This window comes from Pseudoalteromonas sp. THAF3 (assembly GCF_009363775.1).
Classification (GTDB): domain Bacteria; phylum Pseudomonadota; class Gammaproteobacteria; order Enterobacterales; family Alteromonadaceae; genus Pseudoalteromonas; species Pseudoalteromonas ruthenica.
The window spans coordinates 214653-233146 of sequence record NZ_CP045419.1 but is presented as its reverse complement, the minus strand read 5'-3'; the positions used below and the strand labels follow the sequence as shown (position 1 = coordinate 233146).

Sequence of the window (18494 nt, the reverse complement as noted above, 5' to 3'; positions counted from 1 at the left end):
GATGCACTAGAGAAGGAATTATTTTTTGCTGACAAAGGGATTTATCAGTACCCACCCTTTACTTGCAGTTCAAAAGATAATGAAGTCGAAGCTATAAATTTCCGGTTCGCCGGGAAGTACCCTATCCATTTATGGATGTTAGTAAAATGCAAAAAGGAGCATAAGAAATGCAAGCAAATACTTACCTTAAGTATGGTTCAATCAAAGGCGAAACAACTGCTGAGTCTTTCAAGGATTTGATCACAGTACTATCTCTAGACTGGAACATCAGCCGTGAAATTACAGCTCACACTGGTACCGCTATGGACCGTGAAGCAAGCGCGACTCGCCTAGGCGATGTGACTATCACTAAACTTCAAGATAAAGCGTCTCCGGACCTTTTCAAAGAAGCTACGATTGGTAAAGGTCAACCTGCGACTTTCCACATCACTAAGCAAGGCGACAAAGTAGAAGAAATCATGAAAATCGACCTAACTGATGCCATGATCTCTAGCTACAGCGTGTCTGTACAAAACGATCGTCCTATCGAGACAATCACCATCAGCTACACAGAAATGATGATGACTGTAACTCCAACAGACGACAAAAACAGCATCACTGCGCCGCTTGTATACGGCTACAGCGGTGTTAAAGGTCAACAAATGTAATTTATTTGTTGCCCAACTCAGCTTCGGCGCTCACGCGTCGGAGCTTACTGTATTTTGGATAACAATTGAGGCATGGAATGCAAAAAGCGACACAAGACAAAAATGTAATTAAAATCACCACAGCGGCTGGCAAGGATGCGTTTTATCTCACTAGCTTTAATGCTGCGGAGAGTATGTCCGAGCTGTTTGTTATCTCTGCCAATATGTTTACCATTGGCTCGCAAGTAAGCCATGATGCCGTAGTAGGTAAAGCGGCTGTTATTGAGTTACGCAATGCTAAAGGCGGCGGTGCGGCTCGCCACTTTCATGGTATCGTAAGTCAAATGGTGTCCTTGGGCACACGCACAGCTGATAAAGATGAACAAAAAAATTACATCGATTATCAGGTTACTATTGTGCCTGTTGCTGCGACAATGCAACATCGCCAAAATTATCGAATCTATCAGCAAAAGAAAGTTACGGAAATTGCCGCTGATTTATTTGGTCAACATGGCGTTGCTTTTAGCGATAAAACTAAAAAGAGTTACCCAAAGTACGAGTACTGTGTTCAATATCAAGAGAATGACTTGGAATTTATCCAACGTTTATTCCAGCAAGAAGGTATTTACTTCTATTTTGAGCACTCACAAGGCAATCACACTTTAGTTTTTGCCGATGATGAAACCGTCTATGCTGATGTAGCAGATTCACCCGTAGCCCACTCCTCGGGCCACCTTAGTGAATCTCATATCAGCGCTTGGCAAGGTGGCCTCTCTCTGGCTCCGGGTAGTTATAAACGTTTAGGTTATGACTTTGAAAAGCCGAGCAAATACCCAGACGGTGAACAGAAAAAGCCTGAACTGCCGACACAAAGTAGCGGCGAGGTATTTGAGTACACCGGGGAGGCAGAGTGCAACAAGCGCGCCTCGGATCTCGCTTCAATTCAACTTCAAGCATTACAAAAAGACATGAACCTGAGTAGCGGTAAAAGTGATTGTCGCTCGTTTGTGCTCGGTGGTATCTTTGCGTTTAAAAAGCATGAAGACCCCCGCCTAGAGGGTAAAAAGTTTGTTGTTACAAAATTACGTACCTCTGCCAATGTTCCTAACCAATCGGGTGCTGGTCAAAGTGAAGGCTTAGTCTACTCGAACAGTTTTAGCTGTGTACCTAAAGATACTGTTTATCGCCCTACCCGCAGTTACCAAAAGCCCTTAGTTCAAGGTATACAAACTGCACTCGTAACCGGTGATCCAGGTGATGAAATCCATATCGATAAGTATGGCCGCGTAAAGGTGCAATTTGATTGGGACCGCGAGGGTAAAAAAGACTCCAAGAGCTCATGCTGGATCCGTGTAGCTCAAAATTGGGCGGGGAAAAAGTGGGGTGCGTTTTTCTTCCCTCGTGTTGGACAAGAAGTCTTAGTTGAATTTATTAATGGCGATCCTGATCAACCCATTATCAGCGGAGCGCTCTATAATGCAGACTTGATGCCTCCTTATGCATTGCCCGCAGATAAAACCCAAAGCGGTATTAAATCAAGGTCCACCAAAGAAGGTGGCGCCGATAACTTTAATGAAATACGCTTCGAAGATAAAAAAGGCAGTGAACTTCTCTACTTACAAGCAGAGAAAGACCATCACTTACATGTTAAAAACGATCAGAAAGACACCATACTCAATGACCGTTTAAGTGATATAACCAACAACGACACGATCAAAGTCGGCAAAGATCGCAGTACAGATATAGGTAAAAACGACACCCTGAAAGTAGGTGACGCACTTAATATTGAAGCTGGTAAAGAGATTAATATTAAAACCGGCGGCGCGTCTATCACCATGAAAAGTGATGGCAGCATTGATATTAAAGGCACCAATATCAAGATCAATGGCAGTCAAATTGCCCTTAAAGCTGGCGTGATTAAGTTGAATTAATATGAACGCTTACCTTAGCAGCCACAACCAAGAAGCCTTGTTTTCACAAGGTATCGTGGTGTACTGCTGTTTTGGCGAGCCTCACTTAATATGTCGTCCAGAGCATATCCCTGATGATCCTATGCTGGGGCCAGCAATGGCCGAGTTCAGTGCGGGGGTAGTATTTGCAGAACAGTTTCTTCATGACTTGGACCCGTGGCGAAATAATCACCTTATCATTAGTGCGCTTTACGATTATTTAAACTTAACCCTACTAAATGGCGGCTCAAAGCCCTTACATGTACAGTTGTGCGATGTGGCGCAAGCGATGACAGACGGGCGACTAGTTGTTTATCCACTAGAAGATATTGCTCAGCATCCAAGCGTTGTAAAACGTCAGCTGCAAAAATCTGACAAGACTCGTTCACAGCAATCCAGCGCTGAGCAGCCAAAACGTAGTAGTGGTGCAGATTTGGCCAGTCCTCAAGGTAAAAGCACACCTTCTAGCTCAAAAGCTGCGGTTCCAGCTTCAAGCTCGGCCGGTGTAATAGACGGGCCTTCGACAAACACCCCATTACCCCAAGTGGCAGAGGTCCCTGAGCAGTTTGATGCTGTCGCAGCTAGGCAACAACGTTATCAGCAAAGAAAGACTCTAATTGCCGATACCCGCTCGCTACCTGGAGCAGAGCCTGCAGCGCAGCGTCTTGACTTTAATAATGACAATGTCGTTCGTGCTGAGGCCGCTCAGTATGTTTATCGCGTTGATGAATACAACCGAGGGCATATAGACACGCTGCCAGAACCGCCTGTGGGTTTAAAACACCTTAACGCAGAAAATACACCAGAATTAGCGGACGCGGTATTTACCGATAATGATTCGGGCTTCGGAGCCGCGTTATTTGAGTCTGATATTACTGGTGAAAAAATGTTAACGTTCCGAGGGACGAATAACGGTGTAACCGGTGCAGCAGATTGGAAAACCAACTTTATGCAAGGCAGTGGTATGGAAACGACCCAGTACAACCAAGCGATGGAACTTGCACGAAGAGCTGAGCAATTATATCAAGATGATGTCATTATGGTCGGTCACTCTCTCGGTGGCGGGCTGGCAACATCCGGTGTCGCTGTATCGGGAAATAAAGGCTATACCTTTAACTCCTCAGGCTTACACCCGAAAACGTCGGCACGTGAACAAGGGTTGCCTTTAGAAGAAGTATCAAAACTGATTGTTTCTCAAGCGGTTGATGGTGATGTTCTCACCATGGCGCAGAGCTTGCCAGTAAAAGGCATACTCACTGGCGCTGCGGGATATCTGGGGGGCCCTGTCGCGGGCCTTGCTACAGCTGCGGCAATTGCCGGTTTAGACCTAATCCCTAAAGCGTCTGGTGATATGCGCAGTCTGCCAAGCCTTCAAGGTGGCACACCCATAGACCGCCACGGTATGGACCAAGTTGTTGAGGGAATTGAGTCGCAAAAGCAAGAAGATATAAACACCCTTAATACCATTAAAGACAATTACTTAGGCTAGGTGAACATGAAGCTTCTTTTTATTGCTGTGCCTTTGGCACTGATTCTGATAGCCTGCATGGCATTGCCTACTCAAGGAAAAAATATGAAAGCTGAACAATTTTTTGAGCCCTCCCATGTAAAGTTGCTCAACGCCATTAATGCGGGTGACAAGCAAGCCGCGCAAGCTATCATTGATAATGGCGTTGCACTGGATGTACGCGGTGAACATGGTATTACGCCACTATTTTGGCTCGCCATGGAGACGGACAAAGAATCGTTACAGCTTGCGCTAGAACTCGGCGCGAATCCCGACTACCCGGCCCTAGTTAAAAAAGACCGTAACGAACCAAAGAAAGAGCAGCTCCTCGCAGCTTTAGCGGGCAGCGACAAAACCGATATGATGCAGGTTTTACTAGAGCATAATGCCTCTCCCAACGGCGTTGATGCCCATAAAAAGCCAGCTATTTTCAATGCTATTGCCAACGATAAAGACGACCAAATAGAGTTACTGCTAAAGCATGATGTTGATCTTAATGCCACAGATGCGATGAACACCAACGCCGCCAACTATGCGGCGCTCATGCTAAAGTATAAATACGCTTTACTATTTATTTCTAAAGGAGCCAACTTCTCTGCGCCCTCAACCACTGGTGGCACGGTTGCCAACAGCATAGAAAAAGACTTGCGTAAAAAATTGGTTCGCCCTGGCACTGACAATTATGAGTATGTAATGGAAATCAAAGAACTGCTGATAGAAAAAGGCGTTTCTTTTCCTCCGCCCTCACCGAAAGAAGTTAGAGCGGCTAATTAAGGCTTTGTGTAGTTAAAAGGCCGCAACCGCATCACCGCCCGCTCTACTTTATTTGCTACCGAAAAGGAGTGATAAATTAATAAGCCTATTAACCTTGTCACATTCATTGGCTCAGACTTCGCGTAAGACTGACATTGACGTTCTCCAACTTTAACGAGGCGCGCACATGGCTGTATGCAGTGCTGCTTATATTTATGGCCATGCCCACACTAGCGCAAGGTATGAAAGCTGAACAATTTTTTGAGCCTTCCCATGTAATATTGCTCAACGCCATTAAAGCGGGTGACAAGCAAGCCGCGCAAGCTATCATTGATACTGGCGTTGCACTGGATGTACACGGTGAGCATGGTATTACGCCACTATTTTGGCTCGCGATGGAAACGAATGAAAAATCATTAAGGCTTGCGCTAGACCTCGGTGCTGATCCTGACTTTCCAGCTTATGTAACCCTAGACCGAAATGGACCGACTGAAGAGCAACTATTGTCGGCTTTAGCCGGTAGCGACAAAACCAAAATGATGCAGGTTCTGCTTGAATATAATGCCTCTCCCAATGCAGTAGATGCAAGCTTAGAGCCGGCTTTATTCAATGCGGTTGCTAATGACAAAGATGAGCAAGTAAATTTGTTATTAGCTCATGGGGTTGATCTTAATGCCACAGACGCGATGAACAATAACGCCGCCAACTATTCGGCGCTCATGCTAAAGTATAAATACACTTTACTATTTATTACCCAAGGTGGCGACTTTTCTGCGCCTTCAGCCACAGGCGGCACGGTTACCAATAGTATAGAGCGAGATCTGCGAAAGAAATTACTTCGGCCCGGAACCAGTAATTACGATTATGCGATGAAAGTGAAAGAACTACTGATAGAAAAAGGCGTTTCTTTTCCTCCGCCCTCACCGAAAGAGGTCAGAGCAGCTAATTAATATAAACGAAACTTAAGTTATTGTCGTCTTAATGAAGCCTCACACCTAGATCTTGCGGTAAGATGAGTAGTGCAAATAACCACGTAATCACTTAATACCGTTTATTTTACTCTTTGTAAAAATACTGACGCTAGGTATTGATCCGCCCTCTATTTCACTTAATATGCTACCTTAGCAACCAAAACCATTATATAGGGACATAAGCTATGGGCATTGATATTAAATATTTACAACGAATCGTTGATGAGGTGCTAAAAGCGTCAGCACTAAAAGACATTACTTGGTCAACCTTAGCTTTGGTTCTTACTCGAGAAGATCAGGGGTTTGCAAACGCCGGTTTCTACTACCAAGACGATGGTTCAGCCACGCCATTTTACGTCAACTCTAATGAGCATTTGGTTCTCTCAGATATGGTGCAGGATATGCAGCAGGAAATTACTCGCCAAGGCCCCTTGCAAATTCAGCAATTATTGGTACAAATTCAACAAAAAAGCGGCTTTTTCAAAGCAGACTTCGAATTTAAAAACCATCAGCGCTGGGACTTTAATACCACGGAGCTTGAGCCACTACAGGCCTTGTTGAAACCTGACTTTTCAGAATAATCAAGCTGGGCATTCAATATACTTGTCGACGCACTATTAATCGGCGATAATATAGCCTTTCAGCGATTAAAAGGATGTGATCATGGGAAAACCCGCTTCCACTTTGACTCATATGCATGTATGCCCCAAGACTAATCCCGGCCCAGTTCCTCATGTCGGTGGCCCTATAATCATGGGCTCAGGCAATGTATTGATTGGTGGCCTGCCAGCGGCCAGAAAAGGCGATAAACTTATTTGCGTAGGTCCGCCGGATACCATTAATTCAGGCTCAGGATCTGTAAAAATCAATGGTAAACCCGCCGCACGTATGGGCGATGGGACCGCTCACGGCGGGAAAATAGTAGTTGGTAATCCAACTGTATTGATTGGTGGCTAGGCTAAAGGATTGCACTCACGCATGGAAGCTTTGAATACCGCTCAACGTTTGCAAGAACTGGTGTGCTTACAATCACATCCTCTGGCTAATCGTGCCAGCTTTTTAAGCGCCGTTAATCGCTTCACCGTCGAATTGCGCCAGGCCAGCGCGGGTTTGCGAGATTTTTCTGATCCTCATTGTCCTTTTTCACTGAGCATCGGCAGCAAAACACTGCTCGATGCAGCTTTTATAGTTAGCGATGAAACCAGCTTTGAGCAACGAGTGCTTTTTTGCCAGCTATTGATTAGGCTGCAACGATTAAGTCTGAAATCTGCATTGAACCAGCTATTGCTTAGCGAATCACCAGAGCATCATGCCATCGCTTTAGAGCTGGCTTGGCGAGAGGGGGTGTTAACACATATTCCCGAGTCGGTGTTGCAGCAAATCGAAACGACAGACTACAGCGACTATCGCGCGTTGCTCACGGGGCAAACCTTAAGTTGGCAAGCAAACGATAAACAAGACATATTGACTGCTTGCGAAGAAATACTGGCCCGTTATTCGCTCACGCACCCTTTAGCCCAACTATTTTTCTTGACCTGTTCCAATGATGATATTCAGCGTATTGCCAATACCTGGTCAAAAAGCCACAGCCCACAAGACATTGCACACCTATTCATGCTCGCAGGGCTGACAAAACAGCTTCCTTTGATTTACCAATTACTGTGTGAGGAGCCCAATAACGGGCTTATCAACACTTTCATGAACTGTTACGGCGAGCATGTAGAAACGCTATTTACGCAAGAGCAACTGACCGAAGCTTGGCTTGCTCCCGATACCTTGGGCGACTTTCAGGAGCAACTATCAACACAGTGGCCAACCTTTTGCGAGCAGGTCGATTTTGCCAATCGACTACTGGCAGGGAAAGACATCTACACGCATCCGCTTAAAGACTATCAGTTCGATGCTATTACGCCTTACTTGGTGGCGCAGCTGTTTAATTTAATGCACAAAAAAGAGAGCCATATAGTTCATCCACTCTCCTTGGGGGTCACATGGCAATAACACTCACAGAGTTCGATATCGCCCTTCCAGGGCTCGAAAGTACCGAAGCTGCACTTCTTCTTAGCGAGCCAATGCCTATAAGCGAGCAGTCGCAACAGAGCGAGGCAATGCCCTGGCCTATTTCTCTTATTGCGCCACTGAATCAGTTTTTAGCCCGTTTTGAGTTTGACCCCGAGGAGCCTATTTTTTGGCTGCTGCCTAACCTCGCTTATGATGAGCAACGCCTAAATACGCTTATTTCAGCCCTAAACGAAGTGGCTCCCAATGGCCGAGCGCAACCAGGCCACCCCCACCCGGTAAACGAGTTTTTCGCGCACGGTGAATCGGCACTGCACTGCGCGCTCATTAAAGCGATGCAGCTTGCTAAAAATGTCACATTCATTGCCTTAGATGAGCAATTTTTACATCTAAATGAAGGTATCACGTACAATAATGGCGCCGCGTTCGCATTAGCACGAGTAAAATTTGGTGAAACAGGGCTGCACGTGCCCTTTTGTCATGGTGAACCTTGCTTCGATATCGAACAACACAACCCCTTCCCTACTTTACTCAGCCAAGCGGTAAAAGAAGTGCCCGCCCCAATAGAGCACATTGTAGCCCCCGCCTTAGGGGAAGAGCCTTGGCCTAGTGCCTGGCTTGAGGGGTATTTACAACTAAACGGTAAAGTGGTTGAGCAACCAAAGGTGACTCAAAGTGAATACGTTCATGGTCAGCTCGGCGCAGTGTTTGGCCTTTATTCATTTATTGGTATCTATAAAGACTACAATTCGAGCATGCATCGTGATATTATTTTACACCTTGGCAGCACGCCCAAGCTCTATCAAGCAGCTTCTGTGTATCAATGGATTGATTAAGGAATAACGTAAGAATATGGATATTCGTTCAATTGCCTTTCGCTCAAAACGCGGCTCAGTGTTAATTACCCTAGCCAATGATAAAGCCCCTGGTGGCTACGATCCGGTGGCGATAGACACCCCAGATGCGGCAGGCGCCCAAGTCAATCTATTGGCCGAAGATCTGGTCGGCGATATTCATAAACGAATTCAATGTGTGCATATGCTGCGCGCTGCAGGCGTGCATTCGGTTAACACCGCCACCGCGCGGGAAGTCGCCCATGGCCTAAGCTCGGCGTTAGCATCAGGCTCCTTACTTTGTTATAACCAAAAACCTAAACGCAGCATTCAAGTTAGCGACAATACCAACTCGGCCAGTGCCAGTGGCGGCGCCAAAGCACAAAAAGATAAAAAGTCCCAACCCAGCGTGGTCAAAAAAGGCGGTCAATCCGAGGGCAACCCTAACAAAGCCCAAGCCAATGACACGGCCACGGAACAAAGCGTAGATGAGCAAGAGTGCCGCTCTGATCCTATCTCCATGCTCAGCGGTGAAGAAATTCTGCCGTTGGTCGATTTTACCCTTAACGCCCCCATGCCTTTAAAGTGGCAACGCCTATACCGCTCCAGTAAAAGCGATACCAATGTGGGCCTGGGCTTTGGCTGGCGCCACCACTTTGCTCTTAGCATTTTTGAGCGCTACGAAGCGCCACCCAAAGTTGGCCCGAAAACACCCGGGCGCTACTGGCTAGAGCTCGTTGATGAACAAGGCCGCATACACGAGTTTGAGAAAGTAAAACCAGGGCAAACCAGTTACCAGCTTAGCTCACAACTTGCTTTACACTACCAAAACGATGGCAAGCAAACCTTAGTACGCCCCGATGACAGCCATTACACGTTTTTTGCTGGCTCCAAGGCCTGGTTACTCGAGAAAATCACCGATGCCAAAGGGCAAACACTCAGCTTTTTCTACGATGCCAACGAACGCCTAAGCCGTGTTGCCATAAATGATAAGCGCGGTGTAGTACTGCAATATAACGGCGATGATTTATTAACTAAGGTTGCCGCATATCACATGGATGACAAAGATAAACGTCACATCCATGAGCCGCTGCTTGCTTGTTATCAATACAATGACGCGAAACAACTGGTGGCAGTGACCGATAGCCAGGGCAATATCGAGCGTTACAGCTACCGTGGCGATAATGTTATTAGCAAACGTACCCGCGCCAGTGGCTTTAGCCACCACTTTGAGTGGCAAGGTGCAGGCGTTGATGCAAAATGTATTCGCCAGTACGGTGATAACAACACCTACGAATACAGCTTTGAATACCCCCGAGAGGGAGTGAGTAAAAGTACCGATAGTCGCGGTAATACCGAAACCTTTGTTCACAACAGCGACGGCAAGCTGGTTGAATACACCGACGCGCGGGGCCACAGCTGGCGATACCGCTACGACGCCTTTGGCAATCGTACTCATACCCAGCATCCAGATGGCAGTGAAGAGCGCAGCGAATACAATGAACGTGGCCAAAAAGTGGCCCACTACGATGCTCAAGGCAATAAAACCACCTTTGCTTACAACCAACTGGGGCAGCATGTACTGACTCGTTATGCCGATGGCGGCGAACTAAAACGCACGTTTACTGCCATGGGGCTACTGCAATCGCAAACTCTGCCCGATGGCCGCACCAGCCATTATCAATACAATGATAATAATCAACTGACCACGGTAGTGCATGGCGATGGCCGCAGTGAACAGTTTAGCTGGAGTGCCCAAGGCGAGCTCTTAGCACATCAACAAGGCGATGTCCTAACGCGCTTTAGTTACGACGAACTAGGCCGTGTTAATGCAACTCTAACCAACACCGGTCTATTAACCCAATTCGAGCGCAATGCCGCCGGCCAACTCAGCGCCAAAGTCATGCGCCAAGAAGGCGACGAGCACGCAGCGATTCGTATTGAGTACCATTACGATGCTGCTGGTCGCTTAACGGCGACCACCAATGGTAATGGCGAGCAAACCAGCGCTGATTACGCTGGATTAGCGCAGCCCGAACAAGTGCGTTTTGCCGATGGCAGCCACTTGCGCTACCGCTATGATAAAGAGCGCAACCTGATCGGTATTACCCGCAGTGATGGTGCAGAATACCGTATTGATTACGACGCCAATGAAAACCCAATTCGCACCACGGGCTTTGACGGTCGCGTGCAGCGCTTTGAGTTTGATGCTCATAACCGTGTGGTCGCACTCAACGATGCCGACGAGCGCTTTATTAAATTAAAACGAAACGCGCTTGGCCAAGTCATAGAGCAACAGGCAGCCCATCCTAATGCCAAAGACAGTACCCTGTGTAACCTGTCCAACTATTTTAGTTATGACAGTCAAGGACGCCTGCAGCGCGCCCATAACGGTGCCACCACCCTGACACAAGGGTTCGATCAAGCTGGTAAACTACTGGTAGCGACCCAGGGCCAACATACCCTTAATTACAGTTATGATGCCTTTGGCCGACGCAGCGCCTTAACTTTGGCCGACGGCCAAATTCTTAATTATCATTATGACCCCCAAGGCCAACTGGCGCGCATCGATCTCAATGGGCACACCCATGTTGAGCTCAGCCATCGACATGGTCAACTCAGTGAAATTCACTACGCCAATAACATCACCACCAAGCAAGAGTTTGATTGTTTTGGCCGCCTTTGCGAGCAGGAGTTATCGCATCCAGAAAATGCGCTCTATGCCAAACAAAGTTACCAATACGATGGCAACAATCAACTTATAGCCAGTCAGCGCGAGAGCTCAAACAGCGAGCTAAGCAGCGATAAGCAATATCAGTACAACGCCATCAATCAGCTTATTGAGGTCAACGGCGACCAACCGGCGCGCTACCACTGGGATAGCTTTGGTAACCCGGAGCAAGCAACCGCATCGGATGAACCAGCGCTGCGCCCAGTTGATAAAGAGCACACTTCCCCTGCCCTTAATAACAGCGGCGAGGATGTCTTTACGGGCGCAGCCTGTGTTGATGACCGCCTGTATCATCTTGGCCAGGACGAGTTTGACTACGATGCCTGCGGTAACCAGGTGCACGTGCTTGGCAAAGGGCAGCGCCAACGCTTGGAATACAACGCCTTAAATCAGCTAGCAAGCTTTTATCATAACGACCAGCTGACTCGTTATGAATATGACCCACTTGGTCGACGCTGCGCCAAACTGACCGAGCAAGGGCGCATTGACTATATTTGGGACGGTAACCAGTTGCTTGGCGAGTGCCAAAACGGCCAGTATACCTGGTATGTATCACTGCCCGGCGAGTATCAGCCATTACTGCTAATCAACGACAGTGGTGTGTACTATTACCATTTAGACCAGCTCGATACCCCGCAGTTTGTGACCAACGCCCACGCCGAAGTGGTGTGGCAAAATAATACCGATGCCTTTGGTTACAGTGAGCAAATCGAGCTCAGCCCAGAACACATTACCCAACCCCTGCGTTTTCAAGGCCAGTACTTTGATGAAGAAAGCGGCTTACACTACAATCGCTACCGCTATTACAGCCCCAAACAACAGCGCTTTATTAACCAAGACCCAATTGGCTTAGTTGGCGGTATCAACCACTACCAATATGCGCCCAACCCCATTAACTGGGTGGACCCGCTAGGATTATTGTGTAAAGAAGGCGAAAAGAAGCTAAGCCGTATGTTAGATAAGTTGGTCGAGTCGGGTGGTATAGATAAGATCACAAAAGAAAAAATAATGGAAACAGCAATTACTAGTGCAGTTGCTGGTGAAACCCACAAGTCCAGTCTGAAATATACCCCAGAGGGTGGTAAGTATAGGAAAAATCATGAATACGAACTCGCAGGGCTTGATGAAGAGAACGGTTTAATAACTTTAAACAAATCTGGCGGAGCAACAACAGAAGTCATAAGTATTGATCAATTTGCAGAGCAACATAAAATAAACAACGAACGGGTTCGAGTAAATCCAGACTCAAAGCCTACTAAATATCATAAACGCACCGTGGGTGAAGTTGAAGAGGCAAGAAAAGCATTTCCGGCTAAACGAAGTGAGTATATATCTAACTATGCATCTGAAGCGCTCATGGATAAAAATCACGACGCTCACAACCATTTTACTGAAGAAGAACTACTGGATATGCAAATAACGGGTGAGGTCCCTGATGGATATAATGTTCACCACAAGAAGCCCATTTTTAGGTGTGACAGTCAAGATGACCCCAACAGGCTAGATAACCTTGAGCTCCTTCCAGAGGAGTATCATAAAACTAACAATAAGGAACTTCATTGGTATGATGAAGGCGAATGCCCTTATGATACTAATGGAAATGGTCCTTGTTTATCGAATATAGAGAAGGCATAAAAATATGTTGAAAGAAATCGAAGACATAGTGGAAAAAGCAAAAAACAAAAAAAACTTTACTCAAGGAGATGGGGCATCCAGCAAGGAGATATCCGATCTGGAATCAGATTTAGCAATCACTTTACCTGATGATTATAAAGAGTTTCTTATGCATATTGGGTATTGCTTCTGGTTCGGAGGTGTTGCATGTGGGCTTGTTGGTGAAAATAAAAGGTATGAAAAGCTATGTAGTGTCATGATTAAAAACTCCTACTATAGGGAGTTTTATGGTCAAGACGATTCATACTCTCCCGTACCTGAAGAAGGATTGGTTATAGGTAAATGGTCCGGTGGTGGTTATTATTTTCTATTTTCTGAAGAGTCACAACGTTCAGGAGAGGTTGGACTATTTTTGACAGAAACATACGGTCAAGAAGTGTCAAAGTTTAAAAGTTTCACCGATTACTTTTCTTTTCTTGTAACCGGCAGTCCTGACCCTGAACCAGTTGACGTAGATTACGATAAATTAATAGACATAATTGAAGGTTAAACCGTGAATTAAATTATAATAGTTTAATAATAAATACAATGGAAAGACGATTCACCAATAATTAATGAACTCAAAGCGGTTTTATCATTATTCTAACATAGATCTGGCGCTAAATAGATTAAATAGAGTTGAACTTTTAACGACGTAAAGAAATAGAGAATTTAAAATCAAAACAAAATTTATGATTAAAACAAAAAAAACATATAGATTTTTTATTCTCTATTAAAAAAGTAACCACGCATAAAGAATATTTAAAAACTTATCAAGGTTGTTATTTCTATTTTTTATTAGATTAATAAAGCTGCTTAACGCTATCTAAAAAAAATAAAAATGGAAATTTTTTAAATAAATAATGATGGTATATAAACGAAAAAGGAACTTTCATATGTCAGCAATTAGAATTACTCAATCAGTCGGCCTCAGTGGAGCTAACAATCCAGCCGATGTAAGAACAATACAAACCGCTTTAAATAAGTTACTTCAACTGCTCCCTGGCACAAACACATTGGCAGTCGATGGACGCTTAGGCTCTCGCCCAGAGAGTTCAAAAACAGTTGCTGCTATCAAGGCATTTCAAAGCAAAGTCGTGGACATGGTGCGTCCAGATGGAAGAATAGATCCAAATGGTCGCACCCACAAAAAAATCAACGAAAAGTTGGCAAGAACTGCAACAGTTGCCGCCATCCCTCTATCGGGCAACTTGAAGCTAACATTAAAACAAAACATGAAAAAATATGAAGGTAATATCCCTCATATGTATTTAGATACAAAAGGTAAGGTAACAATGGGGGTTGGCCATTTACTAAAGGATGTTGATGCGGCAAAAAAAGTGCCTTTCATTATACGAGACACGGGAACTTCTGCTACACCACAGCAAATTGAGGATGAGTTTAAATTAATTAAATCAAAACCCTATGGGAGTCAAGCAGCTAGTTTTTATAAACCATTTACTAAATTGGAAGCAACTGAGGCAGTGAGAGAGGCCCAGGTTGAGGACCATATAAGAGTATTTGAAAGTGAACTTAAACGCATATATGGTGCCTCCGAATTTGCAAGTTACCCTGATAATGTAAAATTAGCACTATTTGATATGATTTTTAATTTAGGCATGCCTGAACTTAAAAATGGTTTTCCAAAATTTAATAAACATATGAAAGCTCGTGATTTCAAAAAAGCAGCTATTGAATCAAACAGAGTAGATGTATCAGCTGAACGCAATAGTTATGTTCGTAATTTATTTCAGAGTACAAAATGATTAAAAATACCGCCCTATTTATATGCATTAGCATCTCAAGTGTCGCATGTGCAAACGTAGATAAAAAAACTATAGCTCCAACATTTGGTTCAGAAAATAAAACAGATGGATACTTCTTAGAAAAACTGGCTCTAAACAAGCCTGAGCAATTTAAAGAGCTATCAAATAAAAAATGGTTTTATTCTTACGAAGTTACGTCAGAGAGTAAGAAGACCCTTGAAATTAATAGCTGCAAAAAGCTATCTGAAGCATTAGAGGAAGGTTATAGCTCATCAAATTATAGAGAGCAGAAAGCATTAATTGCCACCAATAAAATATGCACTACTTGGTCTCATATGGGTGAGTTGAAACCCTCTAAAAAGAGCTTTATAGGAGCACTTAAACATAGCTTGAATTTACCAAATAAAATGCCTCCAGAGTTGTCTTTAGTTATTTCAAATGATGATAAACGCCGCTTAGAAAATGCGAGTAGCTGGGAAGAGATGGGCCAGATTAAAAATATAGAGCCGGTCAACGATGAGCAGGCTGTTTATTATGACAAAGATGGCGGAATTCAAAGGTTGACCATAATGGCGTATGGCGATTATAACGAGGACGGTGTTGAAGATGTTGTTCTTCACATGGCAAATGCAGTTGAGCGTGGAAGTTACTCATCCTCATATAGCTACGTCATAACACGGCTAACCGCCGACTCAAAATATAGCCTTATTAAAAAGTTTTAACATTAGCTTAAATTTTAAAGCAGCATGTTAAACCCAAAGCTACTACATCAATGAATATAATTTTTTGATGTAGGGCCTTGGCCCCACTAGCTGTTAAAATTGCTTTCTTTGATAGTTGCAGAAGTAGAAGGTGTAAAGTATAGATTTTTACTTGCCAAATACATTGATGAGCTACTTAATATGGTTATATTAAAGGATACAGTTACGGAGTATGCTACTCGGGACGATAAAAAGCTAAGGAATAAATGGTTGTAAAAATGGGGAGTGCTAGCTGTTTGTTATTCGCAGCTTCAAGCTATGCTGCAGCAAGTGATGTACAAGTTATCTTTGATTGCCGCGCTGACAATCCAACCCCAATTTATGTCGTTGCGAGCAAGGTAGATGACACCTATGCACTCACCCATTTTGAGCACCCAAAATTAAAGTTCGATATTGGGTCTACTGCTGATAGTGTTAATAAGTCGAGTTATCACCGTGCGTTGGTTTCGGAGCACAGTATGCATTTTAGTTATGATGAAACTAAGGTTGTTATCAGCGACTATCACAGTGAAGAGCTTGGAACGCTAACCCAAGAGTACTCGGTGACATTCACCCAAGGTGATAACAAGCAATACTGGCTTTGCAATGACAAAAGTAAAAGTACGCTGCCAGCGATTGAGGATTTTGATTAAACAATGACTAAAAGAGCACAGAAAGTGCCAACCTTAAATTTACCTCAGGAAGGCATAAGTAAGTGATAACTATATAAGGAAATAGCATGAATAAAATAAACAAGGATGTAAATTATAGAAAAATGGCGGGGAGCGCTCGGCTGATCTTACTCGCAGAATCGAGCCATAACCCTGTAATATATAAGCATGAAGCTATTAAAGCTCTCCGACAGCTAAAAGCTGCTGGCTTTACTCACTTTGCAATGGAAATGCTCCCCCGCTCTATGCAAGAGAAGATATTGCAATATCAGCAGACAGGTAAAGGCTTTAAAGAAATTCAAAAATATTTTGATGAAAATTGGGCTTGGGGATATTTAGTCCCAAAAGCGTACGGAGAATTAGCCAAAGCCGCTCAAGACATCGGCTTGAAGATAGTCGCTTTAGATATTTCACAAGAAATGATGGCTAAGTTTGATAAAGAGTGCGTTTACAAAGAGTATGAAAATGGCAAATGTCTTAGTACCCACACCCGTAGAAACAAGATATGGGCGGACAATATCACTGCCATTTTAAATCAGTCTAAGTCAAATCGTCTAATTGCTTTCATGCACCGTTGGCATGCCGTGCAAGCCTCCGAGTATGAACCAGGTTTGGATACTCTGATGCAGGAAAGAGGGATAAACAATATTAGGCTTATAGACTATATAGGCGGTATTAGTTGCCTATCTCAAAGACACTGTGAAGGTGAATCTACAGAGGCAGAAACTCTTAAACAACAATATTTTTATCGCGAAGGCTTCCCTCACAAACACTTCGTAAAAGCATTTCAAGTACATGTCCCAGAAAGGAAAATAGATTCAGATGGGAAAATACAATGATGAATGTAAAACTAATATTTCTCGCTATCTGCATCGGCCTAGCTTTTCCGTCATATAGCAAACCTTTGTCAAATCAATTATGGCCAGCTCTTGATATAGAAGACCCGCAACTAACCAGAAATACCGTAATGCGGCAATGCCAAAGAAGTCTAAAGTATGCACCTAAGGAGCTTGAAGCATGGTGCGAAAAGGCTTATAAAATGGGAGCTTGGGAAGCTTTACTTTATATTGGTTACCACACAGGAGATGGCTCTCGCTATGTGAACGAAGTAAAACGCCGTGCTGCAAAAAAAGAACACATAGCTATTCGTAAACTAGCTTGGCTTAACTATAACGGTATATTTATAGAGACAAATTTAGCGGAGGCAGCGCGGTTGTATGATATTTTTCTAGCACAAGAGAGCGACACTTCAGGATTTATGCTGAGATCTATTCACTATAACCTAGCAAAAATCTATACCACTCTTGAAGATTGGCCACGTGTTATTGAGCATTCACAGTATGTAATTGATCAGAGTGTGGGAGATGGCTCTGACGCCCTTGCTAAAGACTTAAAGGCAAAAGCGCTAAGTAAGTTAAGTAATTAGCCAAGGAGTACGAGTATCATAACCAAAGGAGCCTGGCAGCATAACGACTAAGCGGTTGAGATGCGATACATTGGCTAGCGTTTTTAAACTTAAGGTTTTTTCAATAGCAATGCCATTAACTCTCACCCACCTTTCATACTCTTAGATTAGAGGTTTCACTAGAAGGAGCTTCATTATGGTGAAGGCTTTATTTTTAACCCTAACACTATTACCAGCCACCTTAAGCGCAGCAGGGCCACGCTGGGATCACTCTATCAAGATTGACGATCCTAAGCTCACCGCCGAGGTGGCAGCACGGCAATGCCATAAAAGTTTGATCAACGCCCCAGAGCTTTTAGAAGATTGGTGCGAAAAAGCCTATGAGATGGGTTACTGGAGCGCTCTTCAGCTTATCGGCTTGCATACTGGAGATGGTAGCCGCTATATCGCGGAAGCGAGAAAACATGCTGCACAAGGCTCTCCTGGAGGCATTATCGCGCTTGCTTATGCCTATAAATTAGGACGTTTTATTGATAGAGATCTCCAAAAATCTATTGTGTTGTTTAAACGATATTTAAATGAATACGGTGATGTCGAGAGTGAGAAAATGAGAGTGGGTAGCACCCATGAGGAGCTGCTTGCTATTTATAAAGAGCTCGGAAATTCGGAAAAAGTCGCTGAGCATAAGCGTTATCTTGAGCAAAGCAAATACGCTGAAGCTAAAAAAGCCATGTTTAAAAGGCAGCTTGAAGACGCCGGTATTTCTTTGGGCAAGCAAAACCAGTAGTCGTGTCAATAGAGCAAGAAAGCTGCCTTTACTCACGTAAGCTGTATTTTCATTACTAATATTGCCTCAAGTAATTTCCGATA

The 18494-nt window shown here is 44.2% G+C and carries 17 protein-coding genes; all 17 read left to right on the top strand.

Going from position 1 to position 18494, the window contains the following annotated elements; genetic code table 11:
* The first annotated feature begins 167 nt into the window (after nt 1-167).
* The 17 genes from FIU82_RS16190 to FIU82_RS16110 all read left to right on the top strand — a co-directional run bounded on the left by FIU82_RS16190 (nt 168) and on the right by FIU82_RS16110 (nt 18411).
* Entirely contained in the window at nt 168-647 is a 480-nt protein-coding gene (locus FIU82_RS16190; RefSeq protein ID WP_130145546.1) for a type VI secretion system tube protein Hcp, read from the top strand.
* A 77-nt stretch (nt 648-724) separates the two neighbouring features.
* Nucleotides 725-2557 (top strand): type VI secretion system Vgr family protein, encoded by a 1833-nt coding sequence (locus FIU82_RS16185; RefSeq protein ID WP_053910770.1) that lies wholly within the window; start codon nt 725-727, stop codon nt 2555-2557.
* 1 nt (nt 2558) lies between these two features.
* Nucleotides 2559-4064: an Mbeg1-like protein gene (locus FIU82_RS16180; RefSeq protein WP_152441616.1), complete on the top strand. Its 1506-nt coding sequence runs from the start codon at nt 2559-2561 to the stop codon at nt 4062-4064.
* Nucleotides 4065-4148: 84 nt separating this feature from the next.
* Nucleotides 4149-4856, top strand: a complete 708-nt coding sequence (locus FIU82_RS16175; protein WP_152441615.1) for an ankyrin repeat domain-containing protein — start codon at nt 4149-4151, stop codon at nt 4854-4856.
* Nucleotides 4857-5077: 221 nt separating this feature from the next.
* Nucleotides 5078-5785: an ankyrin repeat domain-containing protein gene (locus tag FIU82_RS16170; RefSeq protein ID WP_152441614.1), complete on the top strand. Its 708-nt coding sequence runs from the start codon at nt 5078-5080 to the stop codon at nt 5783-5785.
* 206 nt (nt 5786-5991) lie between these two features.
* Nucleotides 5992-6387, top strand: coding sequence for a hypothetical protein (locus tag FIU82_RS16165; protein ID WP_045979030.1), 396 nt, complete (start codon nt 5992-5994; stop codon nt 6385-6387).
* A gap of 82 nt (nt 6388-6469) precedes the next feature.
* Entirely contained in the window at nt 6470-6763 is a 294-nt protein-coding gene (locus FIU82_RS16160; protein ID WP_026111034.1) for a PAAR domain-containing protein, read from the top strand.
* A gap of 21 nt (nt 6764-6784) precedes the next feature.
* Nucleotides 6785-7807 (top strand): hypothetical protein, encoded by a 1023-nt coding sequence (locus FIU82_RS16155; protein ID WP_152441613.1) that lies wholly within the window; start codon nt 6785-6787, stop codon nt 7805-7807.
* On the top strand, nt 7798-8661 hold the full coding sequence (locus FIU82_RS16150) for a hypothetical protein (RefSeq protein WP_152441612.1): 864 nt from the start codon (nt 7798-7800) through the stop codon (nt 8659-8661). Before FIU82_RS16155 ends, FIU82_RS16150 begins: the two co-directional genes overlap by 10 nt.
* Before the next feature lie 16 nt (nt 8662-8677).
* Nucleotides 8678-13024 (top strand): RHS repeat-associated core domain-containing protein, encoded by a 4347-nt coding sequence (locus FIU82_RS16145; protein WP_152441611.1) that lies wholly within the window; start codon nt 8678-8680, stop codon nt 13022-13024.
* Between the two features lie 4 nt (nt 13025-13028).
* Nucleotides 13029-13553 (top strand): SMI1/KNR4 family protein, encoded by a 525-nt coding sequence (locus FIU82_RS16140; RefSeq protein WP_152441610.1) that lies wholly within the window; start codon nt 13029-13031, stop codon nt 13551-13553.
* A gap of 385 nt (nt 13554-13938) precedes the next feature.
* Nucleotides 13939-14808 carry a hypothetical protein gene (locus FIU82_RS16135; protein ID WP_152441609.1) on the top strand — a complete coding sequence of 290 codons (870 nt, stop codon included), beginning with the start codon at nt 13939-13941 and terminating at the stop codon, nt 14806-14808.
* Entirely contained in the window at nt 14805-15530 is a 726-nt protein-coding gene (locus FIU82_RS16130; protein ID WP_152441608.1) for a hypothetical protein, read from the top strand. Before FIU82_RS16135 ends, FIU82_RS16130 begins: the two co-directional genes overlap by 4 nt.
* A gap of 245 nt (nt 15531-15775) precedes the next feature.
* Nucleotides 15776-16201, top strand: a complete 426-nt coding sequence (locus tag FIU82_RS16125) for a hypothetical protein (protein WP_152441607.1) — start codon at nt 15776-15778, stop codon at nt 16199-16201.
* Nucleotides 16202-16287: 86 nt separating this feature from the next.
* Nucleotides 16288-17058, top strand: coding sequence for a ChaN family lipoprotein (locus FIU82_RS16120; protein ID WP_152441606.1), 771 nt, complete (start codon nt 16288-16290; stop codon nt 17056-17058).
* Complete coding sequence (locus FIU82_RS16115) at nt 17055-17645, top strand: hypothetical protein (protein ID WP_152441605.1); 591 nt, start codon at nt 17055-17057, stop codon at nt 17643-17645. The genes FIU82_RS16120 and FIU82_RS16115 overlap by 4 nt, the downstream gene beginning before the upstream one ends.
* Nucleotides 17646-17820: 175 nt before the next feature.
* The gene (locus FIU82_RS16110) at nt 17821-18411 is read left to right on the top strand and encodes a hypothetical protein (protein WP_152441604.1); all 591 of its coding nucleotides are present in this window, start codon (nt 17821-17823) and stop codon (nt 18409-18411) included.
* Nucleotides 18412-18494 lie beyond the last annotated feature (83 nt).

Coding starts and splice junctions, on each gene's coding strand:
- FIU82_RS16175 (WP_152441615.1), top strand. CDS start 4,149: ATGAAAGCTGAACAATTTTTTGAGCCCTCCCATGTAAAGTTGCTCAAC.
- FIU82_RS16190 (WP_130145546.1), top strand. CDS start 168: ATGCAAGCAAATACTTACCTTAAGTATGGTTCAATCAAAGGCGAAACA.
- FIU82_RS16155 (WP_152441613.1), top strand. CDS start 6,785: ATGGAAGCTTTGAATACCGCTCAACGTTTGCAAGAACTGGTGTGCTTA.
- FIU82_RS16110 (WP_152441604.1), top strand. CDS start 17,821: ATGGTGAAGGCTTTATTTTTAACCCTAACACTATTACCAGCCACCTTA.
- FIU82_RS16170 (WP_152441614.1), top strand. CDS start 5,078: ATGAAAGCTGAACAATTTTTTGAGCCTTCCCATGTAATATTGCTCAAC.
- FIU82_RS16120 (WP_152441606.1), top strand. CDS start 16,288: ATGAATAAAATAAACAAGGATGTAAATTATAGAAAAATGGCGGGGAGC.
- FIU82_RS16150 (WP_152441612.1), top strand. CDS start 7,798: ATGGCAATAACACTCACAGAGTTCGATATCGCCCTTCCAGGGCTCGAA.
- FIU82_RS16180 (WP_152441616.1), top strand. CDS start 2,559: ATGAACGCTTACCTTAGCAGCCACAACCAAGAAGCCTTGTTTTCACAA.
- FIU82_RS16135 (WP_152441609.1), top strand. CDS start 13,939: ATGTCAGCAATTAGAATTACTCAATCAGTCGGCCTCAGTGGAGCTAAC.
- FIU82_RS16125 (WP_152441607.1), top strand. CDS start 15,776: ATGGTTGTAAAAATGGGGAGTGCTAGCTGTTTGTTATTCGCAGCTTCA.
- FIU82_RS16145 (WP_152441611.1), top strand. CDS start 8,678: ATGGATATTCGTTCAATTGCCTTTCGCTCAAAACGCGGCTCAGTGTTA.
- FIU82_RS16140 (WP_152441610.1), top strand. CDS start 13,029: ATGTTGAAAGAAATCGAAGACATAGTGGAAAAAGCAAAAAACAAAAAA.
- FIU82_RS16185 (WP_053910770.1), top strand. CDS start 725: ATGCAAAAAGCGACACAAGACAAAAATGTAATTAAAATCACCACAGCG.
- FIU82_RS16115 (WP_152441605.1), top strand. CDS start 17,055: ATGATGAATGTAAAACTAATATTTCTCGCTATCTGCATCGGCCTAGCT.
- FIU82_RS16165 (WP_045979030.1), top strand. CDS start 5,992: ATGGGCATTGATATTAAATATTTACAACGAATCGTTGATGAGGTGCTA.
- FIU82_RS16160 (WP_026111034.1), top strand. CDS start 6,470: ATGGGAAAACCCGCTTCCACTTTGACTCATATGCATGTATGCCCCAAG.
- FIU82_RS16130 (WP_152441608.1), top strand. CDS start 14,805: ATGATTAAAAATACCGCCCTATTTATATGCATTAGCATCTCAAGTGTC.